11 protein-coding genes and 1 pseudogene are annotated in these 19,062 nt (G+C 31.9%); 7 read left to right on the plus strand and 5 right to left on the minus strand.

Features of this window, described 5'->3' with window-relative positions; translation table 11 throughout:
• Nucleotides 1-21 precede the first annotated feature (21 nt).
• The 5 genes from BUB89_RS16370 (at nt 22) to BUB89_RS16390 (ending at nt 9,873) form a co-directional block, all read left to right on the plus strand.
• A complete protein-coding gene (locus tag BUB89_RS16370) occupies nt 22-1,707 on the plus strand; it encodes a hypothetical protein (RefSeq protein ID WP_083552898.1) in 1,686 nt (561 codons plus the stop codon).
• Nucleotides 1,708-2,108: 401 nt separating this feature from the next.
• Nucleotides 2,109-5,198: a SusC/RagA family TonB-linked outer membrane protein gene (locus BUB89_RS16375; RefSeq protein WP_073247029.1), complete on the plus strand. Its 3,090-nt coding sequence runs from the start codon at nt 2,109-2,111 to the stop codon at nt 5,196-5,198.
• 18 nt (nt 5,199-5,216) lie between these two features.
• Nucleotides 5,217-6,947 (plus strand): RagB/SusD family nutrient uptake outer membrane protein, encoded by a 1,731-nt coding sequence (locus tag BUB89_RS16380; protein ID WP_073247031.1) that lies wholly within the window; start codon nt 5,217-5,219, stop codon nt 6,945-6,947.
• A 25-nt stretch (nt 6,948-6,972) separates the two neighbouring features.
• Nucleotides 6,973-8,556: a hypothetical protein gene (locus BUB89_RS16385; protein ID WP_073247033.1), complete on the plus strand. Its 1,584-nt coding sequence runs from the start codon at nt 6,973-6,975 to the stop codon at nt 8,554-8,556.
• Nucleotides 8,557-8,877: 321 nt separating this feature from the next.
• Entirely contained in the window at nt 8,878-9,873 is a 996-nt protein-coding gene (locus BUB89_RS16390) for a LamG domain-containing protein (protein ID WP_073247035.1), read from the plus strand.
• Between the two features lie 620 nt (nt 9,874-10,493).
• Here BUB89_RS16390 and BUB89_RS16395 read toward each other — a convergent pair.
• The 4 genes from BUB89_RS16395 to BUB89_RS16410 are packed head-to-tail and all read right to left on the minus strand — an operon-like array spanning nt 10,494 to nt 15,831.
• Nucleotides 10,494-11,378, minus strand: a complete 885-nt coding sequence (locus BUB89_RS16395; protein WP_073247037.1) for a phytanoyl-CoA dioxygenase family protein — start codon at nt 11,376-11,378, stop codon at nt 10,494-10,496.
• Nucleotides 11,379-11,395: 17 nt separating this feature from the next.
• Nucleotides 11,396-12,193, minus strand: coding sequence for an alpha/beta hydrolase (locus BUB89_RS16400; protein WP_073247039.1), 798 nt, complete (start codon nt 12,191-12,193; stop codon nt 11,396-11,398).
• A 5-nt stretch (nt 12,194-12,198) separates the two neighbouring features.
• A complete protein-coding gene (locus BUB89_RS16405) occupies nt 12,199-14,697 on the minus strand; it encodes a glycoside hydrolase family 2 TIM barrel-domain containing protein (protein ID WP_073247041.1) in 2,499 nt (832 codons plus the stop codon).
• 15 nt (nt 14,698-14,712) lie between these two features.
• Nucleotides 14,713-15,831 (minus strand): Zn-dependent alcohol dehydrogenase, encoded by a 1,119-nt coding sequence (locus BUB89_RS16410; RefSeq protein ID WP_073247043.1) that lies wholly within the window; start codon nt 15,829-15,831, stop codon nt 14,713-14,715.
• A 150-nt stretch (nt 15,832-15,981) separates the two neighbouring features.
• Between BUB89_RS16410 and BUB89_RS16415 the strand changes: the two genes are divergently transcribed.
• Both BUB89_RS16415 and BUB89_RS16420 read left to right on the plus strand, forming a co-directional pair.
• Nucleotides 15,982-16,845 carry an AraC family transcriptional regulator gene (locus BUB89_RS16415; protein WP_073247045.1) on the plus strand — a complete coding sequence of 288 codons (864 nt, stop codon included), beginning with the start codon at nt 15,982-15,984 and terminating at the stop codon, nt 16,843-16,845.
• A gap of 220 nt (nt 16,846-17,065) precedes the next feature.
• Nucleotides 17,066-18,634 carry a sulfatase family protein gene (locus BUB89_RS16420; RefSeq protein WP_234982683.1) on the plus strand — a complete coding sequence of 523 codons (1,569 nt, stop codon included), beginning with the start codon at nt 17,066-17,068 and terminating at the stop codon, nt 18,632-18,634.
• 176 nt (nt 18,635-18,810) lie between these two features.
• On the opposite strand, the pseudogene BUB89_RS16425 reads toward BUB89_RS16420, so the two are convergent.
• Nucleotides 18,811-18,975 (minus strand): annotated as a pseudogene (locus BUB89_RS16425) (IS982 family transposase); the annotation flags it as partial.
• Nucleotides 18,976-19,062: the final 87 nt, after the last annotated feature.

Consider the following 19,062-nt stretch of genomic DNA (forward strand, 5'->3'; position numbering starts at 1 on the left):
TTTACCTATATAACTCTTAAAATGAATAAAATTACTTTTCTAAAAATCATAAAAGGTCTTAATCTAAAAAACATTTGTTCTTGTTTCAGTAAAGAATTGTTGTTAATAAATGTTTTGGTGGTTTTTATCTTTCTGTTGTCTTTGAATTTACATTCTCAAAATGATTATAAATCAAATCCATATTTTGAAAAAGCGGAGCGATTAAAATACATCAAATCTGATAGTTCTATATTTTTTTACAAAAAGAGCATTGCTCTTTACGAGCAGGAAAAAGACACAATTAATATTATTAACAACAAAATTGCGTTGTCTTTTTTATACGCGCATATTGTAGATTACGGCAAATCCTATGATGGGTATTGGGAAGCATTATTACTAGCAGACAAATCAAAAGATACCATTTCTAAGGCCAGAATATATCAAGCATTAGGTTGGCTTTATAGCTATTATGACAGGGATAAAGAAGCAATACAATATTTTAATAATTCATTGCGATTGACTAAACAGAATCATTCCAAAAAAAGCATTAAAAATTTAGAAATTCTGTTGCAGGATTATTTTTCGATTGTTAATCTTTATAGGGTGAATAGCAATTATAAACAAGCAAAGATATATTTAGACAGTTGCTATATTACCCAAAAACAATTAAATAGTGGAGTTAAGGTATATTATATAGAGGCAGAGGCTGCCTACTTAGATGCAGTTGATAAAAAATATGATTTGGCTTTGTCTAAATTACGAGATTCAAAGTCTTATTTTGAAACAATCGACCCTTCCTATTTGATCATAATCAATTATCTCATTGGAGATGTATATAAAATGAAAGGAGATTTATCTGAGAGTATTGTATACTTTGAAAAATCGCTTGAACTTTCTAAAAAATATAAAAGTCATTCCAATTATAAGTTGTTGGCTCATGAAAAATTAGCTAAAAATTATGCTACTATAGGAGACTATAAAAATGCCTATAAAAATGCCAATTTAGCTATGTTATTTAATATTCAGGTATTTGGTAAGAACAGCAAGAACAGTCAACACCTTTTTGAAATTAATGATAAGTATCGCATGCAAAAAGAAAAGGAAAAGGAAATACTAAAATTACAACGTATAAAAGAATTAGAACATGAAGAAAGTTTGGGGATTTTAAAAACAATACTGTATTCGTTGATTGTCATTTCCTTGATTTTATATGGTAGGTTGTACATCAAAAATATGAGACGCAAACACCAACTTGAGAAACAAGTTTTGGCTGAAAAACAAGAAATGGAACTCTTAAGAAATAAAGAAATTCTGGAATTAAAAAATAAAGAATTAACCACTTCAGCCTTACAGTTAATTGAAAAAGATGAATTTATAGAGCGATTAAAGGTTAATTTGACGGAAAACAAAGAAAACGTTGATGTTAAAACGATTAATAAAATGCTTAAAACCATTCAAGGGACGCCCAGTAGCAATTGGAAAGAATTTGAGGCTCGTTTTACCGCTGTTAATCAAAGTTTTTATACTAATTTAAAAGAAAAATATCCCGATTTAGGACAAACAGACTTAAAAATATGTGCCTTAATTAAATTGAACTTTTCAAGTAAAGACATGGCTTCTTTACTTGGAATTTCATTCGAAAGTGTACATACATCAAGATATCGACTTAGAAAAAAGTTCAACTTAGAACGAAATGAAAATTTAAATGATTTTATTTCAGGAATATGATTTAGATAGTATTTATTTAAATTTAAAAAAGACATCAATTTGCGACAACAAATTGGTGTCTTTTTTTTTATGTCACTAACATATTATTTTTAAAATTTACATAAAATTTAGTCTTTAAATATAAAATTAGTTTTAATATATTTTTTAGACTCCTAATAATTTGCTTTAAAATCTTCAGTCGGTTGTTATTTCTAATTTTCTGGAAATAACACAGAACCAAAAGCAATTAAGTATAAAAACAGAACCTGTCTAGTTTAAATCGAGGTGTTGTTTCATAACATTAAGTGCTAAAAACATAATTTAGCCTTGTTAAAAATTTATTATATGAAAAAAAATAGCTTTATAATGAATTTTTAACAACTAACTAAAATCAAATTAATTAACCAATTCAAAATTGTTTTATGAAAAAAAAGAATGGATTTTGGGAAAAAACGTTACCTATAATGTTTTTTCTCTTAAGTTTTTGTGTCATGAATGCACAAAAAAAAGTTACAGGCCAAGTCAAAGATGATACCGGCTTTCCACTACCAGGAGTTACGATAATAGTCAATAGTAGTGCAAAAGGAAGTATTACTGATATTGATGGAAAATACACTATAACGGCTAAAGATACTGATATTTTGACTTTCTCTTATATTGGGTTTAAATCTCAAAAGAAAGTTGTTGGGGCAACTACTACGATTAACATCAAACTAATTACGGAGTCTAAAATGCTTGAAGAAGTTGTTATTAATGTGGGTTACGGAAAACAGAAAGTAAAAGAAGTTACAGGAGCAGTTGTTCAAGTAAAGTCAGATATTATTGATCGTGCTCCCGTTTCTGACATCAGTGAGTCAATTCAGGGACGTGTTGCGGGTGTGAATGTGCAAGCCGCAAGTGGTCGACCAGGAGAAGCTGCTAATATTCAAATTAGGGGAGTTGGGTCATTATTAGGGAAATTAGAACCTTTATATGTAGTTGATGGTGTTCCTTATGAATCCAATCCTAATATTGCGCCTGATCAAGTGGAAACCATGGACATCTTAAAGGATGGTGCCGCAGCAGCAATTTATGGAGTAAGAGCTTCAAATGGGGTAATTTTAATTACTACTAAAAGAGGTAAGAAAGGAAATGTTTCAGTTGATTTATCATCATATATAGGAATACAGAATATTACTTCAGGAACTCCATTGATGAATACGCAGCAGCAATTGTTTGCTGATTTTACAGTGGAATCATTATTAAATGCGGGGAATCTTCCTGGGTATTTCATTACAACACCTGAGTTATTAGACTATGATACAAAATTTGTAAAAGATGTTCAAAACAATAATGCAATTATTAAAAATTACAATCTTGGAATTTCTGGAGGAACAAATGATTTATCATTAAACTTTAACACTAGTTATTTTAATCAAGATGGTGTTTTAATTAATTCAGGATTTGATCGATTGAGTTCTAGATTGAATGCACAATTTACTAAAGGAAAATTTAAAGCATTTGCTACAATTGGATTAACGGATGAAAATCGTGAACAAGAACCTTGGGGTTTATACGAATATAGTATTGGTCAAAATCCGTGGCAATTGCCATTATCAGATTTAAATGTAAGTGGTGACAATGTTGTCAATATTCCTGTAGACAATACCATCTACTTTGGGTATTTAGCGAAGCAATTGCAAAATATTGATGATAGAAAAGTATCTTCTTCTAATATCGCATTAAATTTAGAATATGAGTTTATAAAAGGGCTTTCATACAAGATCAATTTAAGTAGAAACAAATACGATTATAAGAGAAAATTCTTTATTCCTACTTTTTTAATATATGGATTAGATGGAAAATTGAATGCTACTGCTTCAACACTTCAAGCCCAATTGCAAGAAGATTATAGTTTCAGTGAAAGAAATGTGATTGAAAATATGTTGAACTATAATATAAATTTTGGTAATCACAAAGTCACAGCTACTGCAGTGTCTTCTTATGAAGAATTTGAATCCAAACAATTCTCTATTGGAGCTATTGGTTTTCCTACTAATGAAACACAAGAAATAGGACAAGGACAAGAGTCTAGAACTCCTTCAAGCTTTGTTAATAAATATACCTTAGCGGGATTATTAGGAAGAATTCAATACAATTATGATGAACGTTATTTATTCTCTGCTAGTATTCGTAGAGATGGCTCTTCAAAATTCCTAAATAATCGTTATGCCACTTTTCCTTCGTTATCAGCTGGTTGGAATATTTCCGAGGAAGACTTCTTTAAAAACTCATTCCTTAAAAATTCAATTAGAAGTTTGAAATTGAGAGCTAGTTATGCACAATTGGGTAATCAAGATATACCTCCTTTTTCTGCAGCAACTCAATTAGAAACGGGAGTTAATTATTTATTTGGACCAAATGAAGTTCTATCTTCTGGATTAATACAAAGAAGGTATTCAAATCCTAATTTAAAATGGGAAACAAGTACTTCAAAAAATATAGGTATTGATTTAGCGATGTTCGACAACAAGTTAACATTCAATGCTGATATATACAGTAATGATAAAAAAGACATGTTATTACCTTTCCAAACACCACCTTCAGGAGGAACGACACAACCAAATGCTGAAGGAACTTACAATCCAATTTATGTTAATGCAGGTAAAATGACTAATAAAGGAATTGAAATCGCATTAGCTTATCGCAATCAACTAAAAAATGGTTTTAAATATGATATTTCTGGAACTTTTACAAAAAACGTAAATGAAGTAGTTGATTTAAACGGTATAGATAGAGGTTTTCCTAATGGACGACCAACAGTTACGTTAAGTAATGCGATTGATCAAACAACTTTTTTTGCGGTTGGACATGAAGCAGGAGCTTTCTTTTTAATAAAGAATGAGGGAGTCATTAAAACGGATGATGAATTAACAGAATACCAAAAGATAAATCCAAATGCTCAAAAAGGGGATTTACGTTATGCAGATGCTGATGGCAACAATAAAATCGATGAAAATGACCGTGTGTATTCAGGTTCAGGACAAGCGGATTTTGAAGCGGGATTAAATATTGATTTAAACTATAAAAACTTTGACTTATCAGTTCAATCGTATTTATCTTACGGTGCTGAGCTATTCAATGGAGCGCGTTTTTATGCATATGCTCAAGGAAGACATTTAGATCAATATAGCCAATGGTCGCCTCAAAACCCAACATCAGATATTCCAAGTTATAAAAATAGTAGTATTAGTGAGAGTGTTAGAGCTAGATCTGATTATTGGTTAGAAGATGGTACTTACCTAAGAATTCGAAACATCACTTTAGGATATTCATTGCCTAAAAACCTTATTGAAAAATATGGTATAGGAAAGATTAGACTCTATTTAACAGGATTTAATCCTTTCACATTTACCAAATATACTGGATATGACCCAGAAGTTGGTGGTAATGGAATAAGTACTAGAGGTGTAGATAGTGGAAATTATCCAGTCGCTAGAAGATTTGTTCTAGGGGCTCAAGTTAAATTTTAAAAAGTAAAAAGTAAAACTATGATACAATATAATATAAAACCCAAAGCAATGTCCATTATATTTATGACTTGCTCTATCTTATTTCTTTCTAGTTGTGACGAGAAAGATTTTCTAACAGTTGATAATCCAAATTCAGTCACCGAGTCTACTTTCTGGAAAACATCTACACAGTTTAATAGTGCTTTAACAACAGTTTATGCAGCTATGCAGTTTCAAGCAATTAGTGGTAGTGGCTTACCAGAAGAAGAAGTACGTGCTGATATAGCAGACACTTATTCTTTTTTTAGACCTCTTGCATACCGGCAATTGACGTATACCGATAATTCACCACAAGTAGTAGGAAAGTGGAATCAATTGTATATTGGGATTTTTAGAGCTAATCAAGTAATTAACCAAATGGATAAAGTTGATGCTTCTGCATTTGCTCCAAAAGAAAAAGAAACTATACTAGCACAAGCCCGTTTTTTAAGAGCTTTCTTTTATTTTAAATTAGCACACACTTATGGTAAAGCAGTTATAAGGACTGAAGTTTCTACAACTGATTTTAATAAAAAACTGAGTTCAATTGACGAAATTAATGCTGAAGTGATTATTCCAGATTTGAACTATGCCAAAGCAAATTTACCTACAAATTGGTTAGGAAATGACATTGGAAGAGTGACATGGGGAAGTGCAACTTCATTATTAGGTAAAGTATATTTATATAATAAAAAATGGCCACAAGCGGCAGCTGAATTCAAAGAGGTTATTGATTCAAAAATATATTCTTTAACACCAAACATTCTTGATAATTTTACGGATCAAAATGAGCATAATTCAGAATCTATTTTAGAAGTAGCGTATAGTTCAACAGCTAATCCTGGTGCAAATGGAAGCAATGTTGATGATACTCCATATGCTTCTGGAGCTGAAGCGAATGATGTTGCTGCTCAATATGCTTCCATTGGAGGATTTGGAGGATATAATACAGTAGTGAGCAATTATCACCTCCATGAATTATTTCTAAGTGATGAAGTTGATACAACAAACCCTATTAACAGTTCAAACCTACATTCCAGAAGACTTAGTGCTTCTATCAGTCCTAAGGATTTTGAAGGAACTTATTTTGGAGTAACTAATACAAGTCAACAAGTACATACTTATAGAGGATTAGGGTTGACTGCTTTAGTTAAAAAATATACTAACTGGTATCAAGGAACTTCTGAAATCCCATTGAATAGAAGTGGTATTAACTTTAGGCATATTCGTTTGGCTGATGTTTATTTGATGTATGCTGAAGCTGTCTTGAATGCTACGTCAGATGTTGATGAAGCAATAAAATACATTGATTTAGTAAGAGCAAGAGCAGGTGTTAAAACGATAAGGCAATATTTAACGGCTAATAGTAATACCTTTCCTCAGCTACATATCAGTAAACAAAGGTATACTACTCAACCTATAGTAACCCCTACTAAGGAGAATATAATGACGCATATTCAAATGGTTGAAAGACCTTTGGAACTTTGTTTTGAAAATGTTAGATGGAATGATTTAGTACGTTGGGGAATTATAAAAAATGTGTTTACAACCTTAGGTTCTGATTTAAACTGGAGAAAAGATAATTTTGGTTCAATTGTAGGGAAAGCTCCACTTAATATTGAAGGAGCAGTTAATTTACTTGCATTAGCTGGGATAACTAATTATAATGCTTCAATTCATGATTATTTTCCAATCCCTGCACCTGAATTACAAACCAATACAGGATTGTAGATAAACTTAATTTAATTTAAAAAATATGAAAACAAATTTTAAAATAATAGTAGCTGTTTGTATAACCATCTTTGGTTTGCATTCCTGTAGTGATATATATGATGCAATTAATTTAAATGAAGCCAATAGCCGAATTATTGGTACATCTCAAATGAATTTTGCTAACACGATTAGAGTAGGAACTAGTATAACTCTTGGCGATCTTTCTTCAGGAGTAGAATCTAGGTTATGGACTTTTCCTGAAGGAGTTGCTGATATTGTTGACTCTGATAATGATGTAACTGTCACCACTGCTAATGTTAAAGCAATCTTTAATGTAGTAGGAGTACATGATGTAAAATTACATCAAGTATTTAAAGAGGATGCTTATGATTTACAACAAACAAATAAATTAGGTAAAATTTTAGATACGACTATAGTTATAACAGTTCTTCCTGAAATTGAAATTGATGTTAAAGCATACTATGTAAATCCTGACGGAACAGATGGCGCAGCATTAGTTATTGCTAATGGAGCTGAAAATGAATTAATTGCAGGTAGATTAATTAGATATAAGATTACAACTATTGGAGAACCTCAAAAATTCCTTTGGACAATGGAAGGTGGAGACCCAGTAACATCAACTGTAGATACCAAAATATTAGATGTTAAATATAAAAAATTAGGAACTTACGGTTTTAGTATTAATGCTAATACACCAAGACCAGCAGGAAGTGCAACTGTAACATTTACTGATTTTGTAAAAGTTATTCCATCTACAGATCCTGTAACACTAGATGGAGCTCAGGTTGTTAACGGAAAAATAGCTTTGAATTTCAGTAGAGAAATGGAACCGACTACTTTAAATACTTCTGAATTCTCAGTAGGTCTTACTAATAAAGGAACGACTTTGCCATCAATAATCAAATCACTCTCTATTAATCCAGCAGAAGGTAATATTGTTCTTGTGGAATTAAACGGACAAACGTTGTATAATGATGATAAAGTAATCATTTCATATACTAAAGGTACACTAGCTACTACTGACGCTGTAGCGGCAAGTTCTTTTAGCAATATTCCAGTGAGTTTTGTTGGGACTAACCTCCTTAAAACAACTTCAACTTACGATTCAGGATTTGAAAACTCCACTTCTGCAAACTGGGGGTATTTATTTTGGGGATCTCCATGGGATAAATATACGTTACAAATTTCAGGTGCTAAAGCCCATTCTGGAAGCAAAAGTGCTTATATCGAAATGCAACCAAATGGAGGCATGATTATGGGACATAAAGATGGTTCTGGAGCACTCGTGAAATTTAATTTAGTTGCAGGAAAAACTTACGAAGTGGGGTCTTGGTCATATGTTGTAAGTTTAGGAAATAATCCTTCAACATCTGCACCTGATTTAAGATTTTATATCAATCCAAATACTGATTGGTCTGTAGGACCTAATCCTGCTTTTATTGCTAACTTTGAGATCGGGAGATGGGTATATAGTTCTACTTTAATTAAAATTACAATTACAGCTGATTACAATTTTATGATTAGAGGTGATAATCAAAATAACCCTAGTGCATTTAAATTTTATTTAGATGATATTATTGTTACTGAAGCCAAATTAAGACCTTAAAGATTGTTTTGAATTAGTTAGAATATAAAAAGAACATTTTATACGATAGAATTTCTTTTTTTAATTTCTAAACTAAATAATTCAATTTTAATAATTAAAGCCAAAATCTGCATTAGACTTTATGACAAAGAATATATTTGTTGTAGATTTCTAATGCGGATTCTAGATTATATAATTGCTATTGATGCTGATACTGGAAAAACTTATCAAAGAATAAGTAATTCATTAAAAAACTTTAATAACCCTGTTACACCTTAAACAGAGTTATTTTCATTTAAACTCAAAAAAACAACTCTTACTAAATAAAATTAAACTTACATAATGATTTTAAAGCGACAATTTTCAAAACAAAAAAAACATTTACTAATCGGACTCTCTGTTTTTCTAACATTAGGGAGTTGTAGCAGTACAAATAGAGAAAATGATACCATAAACCCAATTGATAAAAATCCTACTGCTGAAGATTTTAAAAATATAGATCCAAACTTCCCTTCTTTTGTTTCCATCATTAACACTACTCCTACAGGTAAGAAATGGGTAAAACAAGAAAACATGTCAGATGAATTTAATACATCATTTGATACTGCTAAATGGTTTAAGTCAACTTGGAACTATGGTGTTCCTGTTTTTATGACTACATCTAATGTTAATTCTGGTGTAACTGATGGAAATTTATGGATAAAAGCAACATTAAACGAGAGTAACCCAGATGGGAGATGGTTTCAAACAGCAAGAATACACTCAAAAACCAAGATTAGTTATCCAATGTGCACCGAAGCGAGGATAAAAACAGCTCATATTTCTGCTTTTAACACCTATTGGTTAAACAATGGGGATTCTAATAATAGAGACGAAATAGATATTATTGAAAACAATTCAAACCCTTCTTGTGGTTGTCAACCTGATTTCCCCCTACAAATGAATTCACAATATTTTCACGCCAATTCGACTTTGAGTCCTATTGAGATTAGAAATGCTGCTAATTTTAATCAAAGTAAATTATTAGCTATCAATCCATCCAAAGGCATAAAATGGAATGAAGATTATCATACTTTTGGAGTTTGGTGGAAAGACTCTAAGAATATTCAATTTTATCTAGACGGAGAACCTGCTGGCAGTGTTGTCGTAGGTAAAGACCGAAATGGACAAACTTATGCTAATCGTGAGTTTACAAGAGATTTAGAAATCATTTTTGATTTATGGACTTCAGATGCCAGTTGGCTTGGAGGTCTTCCTCTTAAATCTGATTTAAGTAACAATACTATAAATACAATGAAAATTGATTGGATAAGAACTTGGAAATTAGAAAATAACTAAACCGCTATGAACTGAAAAAGTGCTGAGCTTTTTTTGACAAGGGGCCGAAAGCCCTTATATTTTGTAAACTAATAAAAATATTTAAAGTTTTATTTACTAAGAAACTCAAAAAAAATGAAGTCCTATTTTCAATATTACGTGAGCAGTTTATAATTAAACTTAACTATACAAAAAGTCTTGTAGGATTTAAAACAAGTATTCTTTCCCAGGTAATAACTGTTCAAATTATTCAAGACATCAACAAATCAATTAAATAGAAACATTACAACATAAAAGTTAACATTTCCTAAATACAACTAGGAATAATAAGGTTGTTGAAGTATCAGATACTTATGCAAATAACGTTGTAGAAAGGATTAATTGCTTTAGGATTAACAAATACAATCAAAAAGCCGAAATCATGAAAAGTTGTAAAAGAAGTTATTGTATCTATATTCAATCAGACTTTATTATTCAAATTATATGTTTACAACAAATAAAATGCACTCTCTAAACAAAAAATGAAGAATTTGTAAAACAAAAAAAACAGTAGTAAATCTGAACTTACTACTGTTTAAAAATTATATTTTTATTCTTTCATTAATCCTGTATCACTTTTCAGGTCTAAATAAACTTTAAATTTATTTTCTTTCAAAAAGCAATGGAAAAAATTGTCCTTCCATTTTATCACCTTTAGGTATTGGTGGCACTCCTTTCAAAAGAGCTTCATCAGAATTAGAAACCGTACCATCAGCAAATACATTCAATACAAAAGCACGTCTTGAAAACTCAGAACTGTTTTCATAAGATCCATGAACCATCAATGGATGATGAAAACTAGCATAACCCTTTTTCATTTCAATAGGTACTTGATTTTTAAATTCTTCTTTTTGGGCATCAGTCAAATAGTTCTTAAATTCATCCATAGGCCCTGTTAAAACGGGTTTTTCCAAAAGTCCCCACCTATGACTTTTAGGAATATAATGCAAACAACCATTACTTTTGTTAGCATCATCAAGACCTGTCCAGCATGTTAGATGTTGCATTTTTATAGTACGTGTCCAATAAGAGTAATCTTGATGCCAAGCAACTACTCCACCGTGTCTTGCTGGTTTGCAAAATAATTGATCATGCCAAAAACGAACCGATTTATCATCTAACAGTTGGCTAGCAGCCATAACAAATGCTGGATTCCAATTCACATCGTGAAATCCTGGTGTAATACGCCAATGTCCTAAAGAATGGAAAATAGCTTTGTTGGGATCTGTAGATTCATTAGAATGAAATTCATAAAATAAATGATGAGCTGGATGATTTGGGTCTTGAATTTGAGCCAACTCCTCATTTAACTGATCTACTTGCCATTCTTCTAAAAGTTTGATATTAGCGAGGTAACCATTCTCATGGAAAAAATCAATCTGATCTTGGCTTAATTTATATTGTTCCCATTCGGCCTCTGATTCTGGCCATCTGAAAAAGTTGGAAACTAATTGGTGTTCTTGTGATAAATCTTTAATTGCTGTCATAACTTTTTTTGATTAATTTATAATTGATTAAAAAACAGTAAACTGCCTTTTATGTGTTCTTCCCAATAAGACCATTCATGTTTACCACTAAACTCTTGATAAATATGCGGTATCTTAGATGATTCTAACTGTTGATGTAATGCTCTGTTATACTCAATTAATTCATCTTCAATTCCACAGTCAAATCGTAACGGTGGAAGTGTATCTTTATACTTTAAAATCAAATCATAAATGCATAGCTCTTCTTTGTTTTCATCTGAATACACTGCCAGTTCTTCTTCTACAAATAATTCCATTTGATCAATATTAGTAATGGAAGAATGTCCTGAAATAGCTGAATACTTATTATGATATTTCACGCCTAAACGTAAAGCACCAAAACCTCCCATAGATAATCCTGCGATAAAAAGTGGTGAATGTTCACTTGTAATAGCAATATTTTCAATCACGGCATCTATCACATCCTCCACAATCCAACGTTCAAAGTCCATAGTAGTGTTGGAAATATATGCCGATCCATCACCCCATAAACCATCTGATGGCATGGCCAAGACCATAGGTTTTATAAGTCCTAGTTCCATCATTTTTAAAGCTGTAAAATGGACACCTGCTTTGTGTGCCCATATCCATGCACTGCCATATACGCCATGTAACAAACTAACTATAGGCACATCCTTTAAATTCTCAAAAGGTGGTACGAAGACGCAAATATCTCCTCGTCCTATTAAATTTGGGGTCTTAACAGTAATAAAGCGTAAATTATTACTCTCGAATTTAGGATTTGATATTTCAGTTGTTTTAAACTTGGATGTCATTTGGTTTATTTTACAATTAATAAATTATTAGTTGTGTTCAATTTTGAAGTTGAAGTTTTAATAATGATATTTCCAAATTCAGTAGATTGCACATAAATAACAGCCTGTCCGTTAAATAATTTTCGTTGCGGTTTTGAAAGATTTTGTAAATTGGTTGGATCACCGTTTCCTGATGCCAAAAACTCAGCCGCTCCACTTACCTCAATATTCATATTCTCATTAAAAGTTGGACATAAATTACCTTTTTCATCCACTACAGAAACTATATAAACCCCAACTTCACCTAAAGTGATTGAATTTAATTCCGGCTCAATTTTTAATGCAAAAGGTGCTCCTGCAGTTACTCTTTTAGTTTCTGCCATCTTTTTATTTTTAGTATTATACGCTACAACTTTTATCTCTCCAGGTTCATAAACAACATTCTCCCAAACAATTGCATAAGCCTTTAATTGTGCCATTGTTGTTCCTCCTGAAGCCTCTTTAATGATCGTATCTGCTAAAAAATCAGGAATAACAGGTTTTACTTTTGTTTTGATTCCAAAACTTTTCCCGTTTACAAATAGTTCTGCTTTGTCATAATTAGTATAACAAACGACTGGTAATTCCGTGCCTTTCATTTCAGGCAAGTTCCAATGTGGAAAAACGTGTAATACTTTTTCGGTAGTGTTCCATTCACTTTTATACAAGTGAAATTTATCTTTTTCTAACCCAACCATATCCACTGGCGCAAAATAAGAACTTCTTGCTTGTGCGTTATGATATGGCGAAGGCTCTCCTAAATAATCATATCCCGTCCATACAAATTCACCATAAACAAAATCATTATACTCTAAAGCCGCAAACTCCTTAAATGGTGGATATCCCCATGGTACATTCGTATTTTCGTAATTACCTGGTTGTCCATCTGGATAAATAACTTGATTCAATGAAGTCCCTCTTGCTGTTTGTTCAGTATCAAAAGTTACTGGAAATTTATATGAATTTCGTGTACTTACTGAACCTCCTGTTTCGCTTGCGTAGAATTTTAGATTTGGATAAGTCTCTCTAATTTTATGATAAATACCTGGTTTATAATTGAAACCTGCAACATCTACCGTTGAAGCCATACCGCTTTCTAAAGCATTGGTCGATGAATTGAACCCTGCTGTAGTAGCTCGAGTAGTATCTATTGACTTCACAATATCATTTAAGAATTTGGTAATATGGTTAGGATCGTGTTTATACTGCTCCATAATTTCATTACCAATACTCCACATTATAATACTTGGGTGGTTTCTATCACGTAAAATCATATCGGTCAAATCTTGTTTGGCCCATAAGTCAAAATGCTTTGAATAACCGTTTAATACCTTTCCTATTTGCCATTCATCAAAAGCTTCATCAATTGCTAAAACTCCCATTTCATCACAAATATCCAATGCTTCAGGAGCTGGCGGATTGTGTGAAAAACGAATTGCATTCACACCCATTTCTTTCATTTTTATCATTTGACGCACAAACAATTCTTTATGAAATGCTGCTCCAACTGGACCAAAATCGTGATGCATATTCACCCCTTTAAATCGAATTTTTTCGTTATTTAAATAAAACCCATCCAATTCAAAACGAATTTTGCGAATTCCAAAGGTTGAAGTATGACCATTAATTACTTTGCCATCTTTTAAAATTGATGTTTTTAACGTATATAAATTAGGAGTAGTTATTCCCCACAAGTTAGGTTTTGATATTTTGAAATCTTCCTTTAATTTAACTTCACCATTAACCTTAATTTCTTGCGATTTTTTAGCTACTGAAACGCCTTTTGGATTCAGAACTTCATTAACCACAGTATAATTTCCATTCCCAATAATTTCAACCTCAGCATGAACCTCAGCATTTTTTGTTGAAACCGTTGGAGTTGTAATAAATGTACCCCACATTTTTACATGGGTTTTATTCGTTTTTATTACTGATACTTTTCGGTACAAACCTGCTCCAGGATACCAACGCGATTGACTATTGAAATTTTCTAATCGAACCGCAATAATGTTATTTCCTTCTTTTAAAAACTTAGTTATGTCAAAATAAAAAGAATTATATCCAGATGGTCGCTCTCCTATATATTGTCCATTTACATACACTTTTGCATTACTCATTGCACCGTCAAAAAGTAATTGTACTTTTTCTGCTAACTCGTTTGCTGAAGCTGTATAATTTGATCTATACCAACCAATTCCAACATAAGGTAAGGCTCCAGATCTTCCGGTTCGATAGTCTGGCTTGTTTTCACCATCCTGAATTACCATTGTCAATTGCACATCATGTGTATAATTGAAATCTTCTTTTACGGCCCAATCGTGTGGAACAGTTACCGACTCCCAATTATCATCATTAAAATTGATAGCTTGTGCATTCCCATAATCGTAACTCGTATATTTCCATTTTTTCAACAGTTCAATTTCTTGTGCTGAAACAGTTAAAGTAGTAATTAGTACGAAAAGACAAATGATGTATTTAATGTTCATATTTTAATTTTTTTATTATTCGAAAACTATTACTCCTTTAGCATTTTTACCTGACAACATATCGTCCAATGCGTCTTGTAAATGATTTAAGGAATACGTTCTTGTAATCATTTCGTCTAACATGATTTCCCCATTCTTATAATACTCTATGATTTTAGGAAAATCCTTTTGAGGGTTACATTTCCCATACAAAGGGTTGATGTATTTTTTGTCCCATTCAAATAAGGACATATCAATAAGTACTTCTTGCTCAATACCACTAACTTGTACAGCTGTTCCAGCATTTCTAATCATTGCCAAAGGTGCTGCACCTAAGGCTGGTATTGCAGTACACTCAAAAGCATAATCAGCTCCTCTCCCATCGGTCATTTCTTTTACCTTTTGGGCAGCTTTCAATAATCCTTTATCATCCTTATCGGCTAAAACAGTATGGGTTGCACCAAATTCTACCGCCATATCTAACCTTGTTTGGTTGATGTCAACAGCAATGATTTTCGAGGCTTTTGAAACTTTTATTCCTTGAATAACATTCAATCCTACACCACCAGTACCTAAAACTACTGCACTAGAATTCTCAGTTACTTGAGCTGTATTAACCGCTGAACCAAAACCCGTCATAACACCACAACTCACAATACTAGCTGCACTAAAAGACATATTCTGAATAGGGTTTTTAACTACCGCTGATTCCTTAACCAAAGTAAATTCTGAAAGTGTTCCAATATTAAAAGAACGCTCTATTGGAGTTCCATTTAAAGTTGTTCCTTCAATATGAGCATGACCATTAGTATAACCATTTCCACCTGCAACTACAGGAGAGTTATTTTCGCAGATGTGTTCATTTTCATTTTTACATTGAAAACAAGCTCCGCAAGGAGTTGCCCAATTCAAAATCACGGCATCACCTATTTTGACACTTTTTATATCTGTACCTATAGCAGTTACAATACCAGCACCTTCATGTCCCATTACTATGGGTTTTCCCCAATGCAATGAATCGTGGTCAGTATGACACAAACCAGCTGCTTTTATAGCAACCAAAACCTCATCTACTTTAGGATTTTGAACCACGATTGTTTCTATAGAAAATGTACCATTTCCTTTTGCAATTGCTGCTTTACAAGATAAACTCATAGACTATTAATTAGTTTTTAATTCATTGATAAAATTATAAAGTATCTATATTGTTATAATTATGTATTTTAGCATAGTAGTTGCTTATATTGACTAAAAAATTATATTATTTAAAAAAAAAAAACATAATAGAATACCAATACTAGGATTATGAAAGCAAAGTTCGAAAAAATACCAATACCTAATAACAACTCATTTCATGCTTTTATGTTTGAAAATGAGGATTTCGATGCTCCTTGGCATTTTCATCCTGAATATGAATTGACCTATATTATAAAGGGAAAAGGGATTCGCTATGTAGGTAATAGCATTGAAAATTTTGAAGAAGGTGATTTAGTCTTATTAGGAACAAACCTTCCCCATTGTTGGAAAAACACTAATCCTGATATTAAACCTGTAAAATCGATTGTTATGCAGTTTAATGAAAACATCTTGGGAGATGGTTGGCTTGAAAAAAACGAGTTCAGAAGTATAAAAGACTTATTAGAAAAATCATCGAGAGGTATTAAATTCCATGCTGAAATTTCAAAAGAAATCTCAAAAGAACTAATTGGGGTTTTAAATGATTCACCTTTAAAAAAACTATTTCGCTTTCTAAACTTATTAGAATTGCTTTCAAATACAAAAACTCAAGATTATTTAATTTCAGAAGGTTTTGCTCCTAATTTAAACAATAAAATAAACCATCGTATCAATACTATTTATTCCTATGTTCATCAAAATTATGATCAAAAAATAGCACTTAACAATGTCGCTTCAGAAGTTGCTATGAGCCAAGAAGCATTTTGTAGATTTTTCAAAAAATCATTAAATAAATCATTCTTTACGTTTGTTAACGAGTATAGAATCCATATGGTTTGCGAGCAACTTATTAAAACTAATAAAGCTGTCAACCAAATCGCTTTTGAATGTGGCTACGAAAGTTTACCTTTTTTCTATAGACAATTCAAGAAGTTCAAAAATTCAACTCCACTAGATTTTAAAAAGAAATATATTAAAATTGAAGAGACATAAAAGCCCATAAATCATGCTTTATTCAAAAAAAACCATATGTGGTAAGCTTTAACATAAAAAAACATCAATTTTATACTTTATTAAAAAACATCCAGACATGATTAAAAGTATTTCAATTAAAACGAGCTTGCTTATTAGTGTGCTATTATATTCTGTTTTATCTTGTAAAAGCAATAAAATAGACGTAAAAGAACAGAAACAACCTAACATTATTTATATAATGGCTGATGATCATACCTCACAAGCATTTGGTATTTATGGTAGCCGTTTGGCAGCTCTTAATCCTACACCAACATTAGACAAAATTGCGAACGAAGGTATTATTTTTGATAATTGCTTTGTGAATAATTCCATTTGCACCCCTAGCAGAGCCGCCATTTTTTCAGGTCAAAATAGCCAAGCTAATGGTGTGTTAGATTTAGAAGGAGTATTACCAATGGATAAACAATATTTACCTATAGAGTTGAAAAAATTGGGATACCAAACTGCTATTGTAGGAAAATGGCACTTAACAGCTCAGCCTAATTTTGATTATTATAATATTTTAACTGATCACCATCAACAAGGATCTTATTTTGATCCAGTTTTTACAGAAACGGGAATGCATTTTGCTCTTTCCGAAGATAAAAATTTTGAAGGTAAACAATATAAAGGTCATAGTTCGGATATTATTACTGATTTATCTATTAATTGGCTTAAAAATAAAAGAGAGAAAAAAAAGCCTTTTGCTTTGTTTTTTCATTTCAAAGCCCCTCATGACGATTTTGAATATGCACCCCGTTACAAAAACTATCTTGCTGATGTTGAAATTCCTGAGCCAACGAGTCTATACGATAATATTAATAATGGTTCTATTGCTACCCGTGGATCTAATGATTCTCTAATCCATATCATTGGATCTTCGGTTTCGAAAAGAAACACCATAAGAAACATGGGAATGCGTATTTGGAGTGATGAGTTTATAAAAAGAAATAATCCAACTTTCGACATACACCAAGCTGATGGTTTAAGTGACAGAGAGTACACACATAAAACCTACCAAGAATACTTAAAACGTTACCTACGTTGCGTAAAAGGAGTTGACGATAATGTGGCTCGTCTAATTGAATATCTAAAAAAAGAAGGGCTATATGATAACACCATAATTGTTTACACTGCCGACCAAGGATTTATGCTCGGCGAACATGATTATATTGACAAACGTTGGATGTACGAAGAATCGATGCGTATGCCTTTTATCGTGAGATATCCCGAAAAAATTAAAGCAGGTACTCGAACTGATGCTATCATAAATAACACTGATTTTGCACCGACACTTATTGAATTAGCAGGTGGAGCACCTCCAAAACAGATGCAAGGTCATAGCTTTAAACATATTTTAGAAACGGGCAAAGAACCTAAAGGCTGGCAAAAATCTACTTATTACAGATATTGGATGCACATGGCACATGCTCATGCAAATCCAGCACATTTTGGTATCAGAACAAAACAATATAAACTCATTTTTTATTATGGAAAATACTGGGTAGATACTGATAACCCCAACGCTCAATGGAACAAAGCCAGTTGGGGTAATCAATTTGCCATGCACACTCCTGCAGCTTGGGAATTTTATGACCTATCAAAAGATCCTCAAGAAATGAATAATGCATACAAAGACCCTACTTATAAAAACATTATAATTAATTTAAAACAACAACTCATTACAAAACGTAAGGAATTGAGTGAAGAAGACGGCGAAAAATATCCGCATATACAAAAGGTAATTGATACCCACTGGAATGACTAAAAAACATAAATATTGTATTGAACTCCATTTAAGAAGAAAAACAACCTGTTTTATTAATAAATCTTTTTATTAGTATTGACTTAAAACAAACTAAAAATCAGACAATTAAAATCAAGCTCATTAGCTATCAGTGTAATCTAATTTCATAAGCGATTCATTTAACCCGTTGGGCGTAATTAAATTGTTTGATTTTTAATATTGTTTATTGGTCTGTCAAATATGAATTTATTGATATACTGTATCAATGTTAATGTTATTTTTCCTAAAATTCTTGTTTTAAAACCTTCAAAAGTTTTAGCATAATTATTTCTAATTCTGAACAGGTCGCATAGTTGGAAAAACCGGTCAAATTGACCACCACTTTCCAATGTAAATTGACCACCAGTTCCGGAGCAAACTGACCACCACTTTCCAATTCAAATTGACCA

Origin of the sequence: Flavobacterium flevense (assembly GCF_900142775.1) — a bacterium.
GTDB lineage: Bacteria > Bacteroidota > Bacteroidia > Flavobacteriales > Flavobacteriaceae > Flavobacterium > Flavobacterium flevense.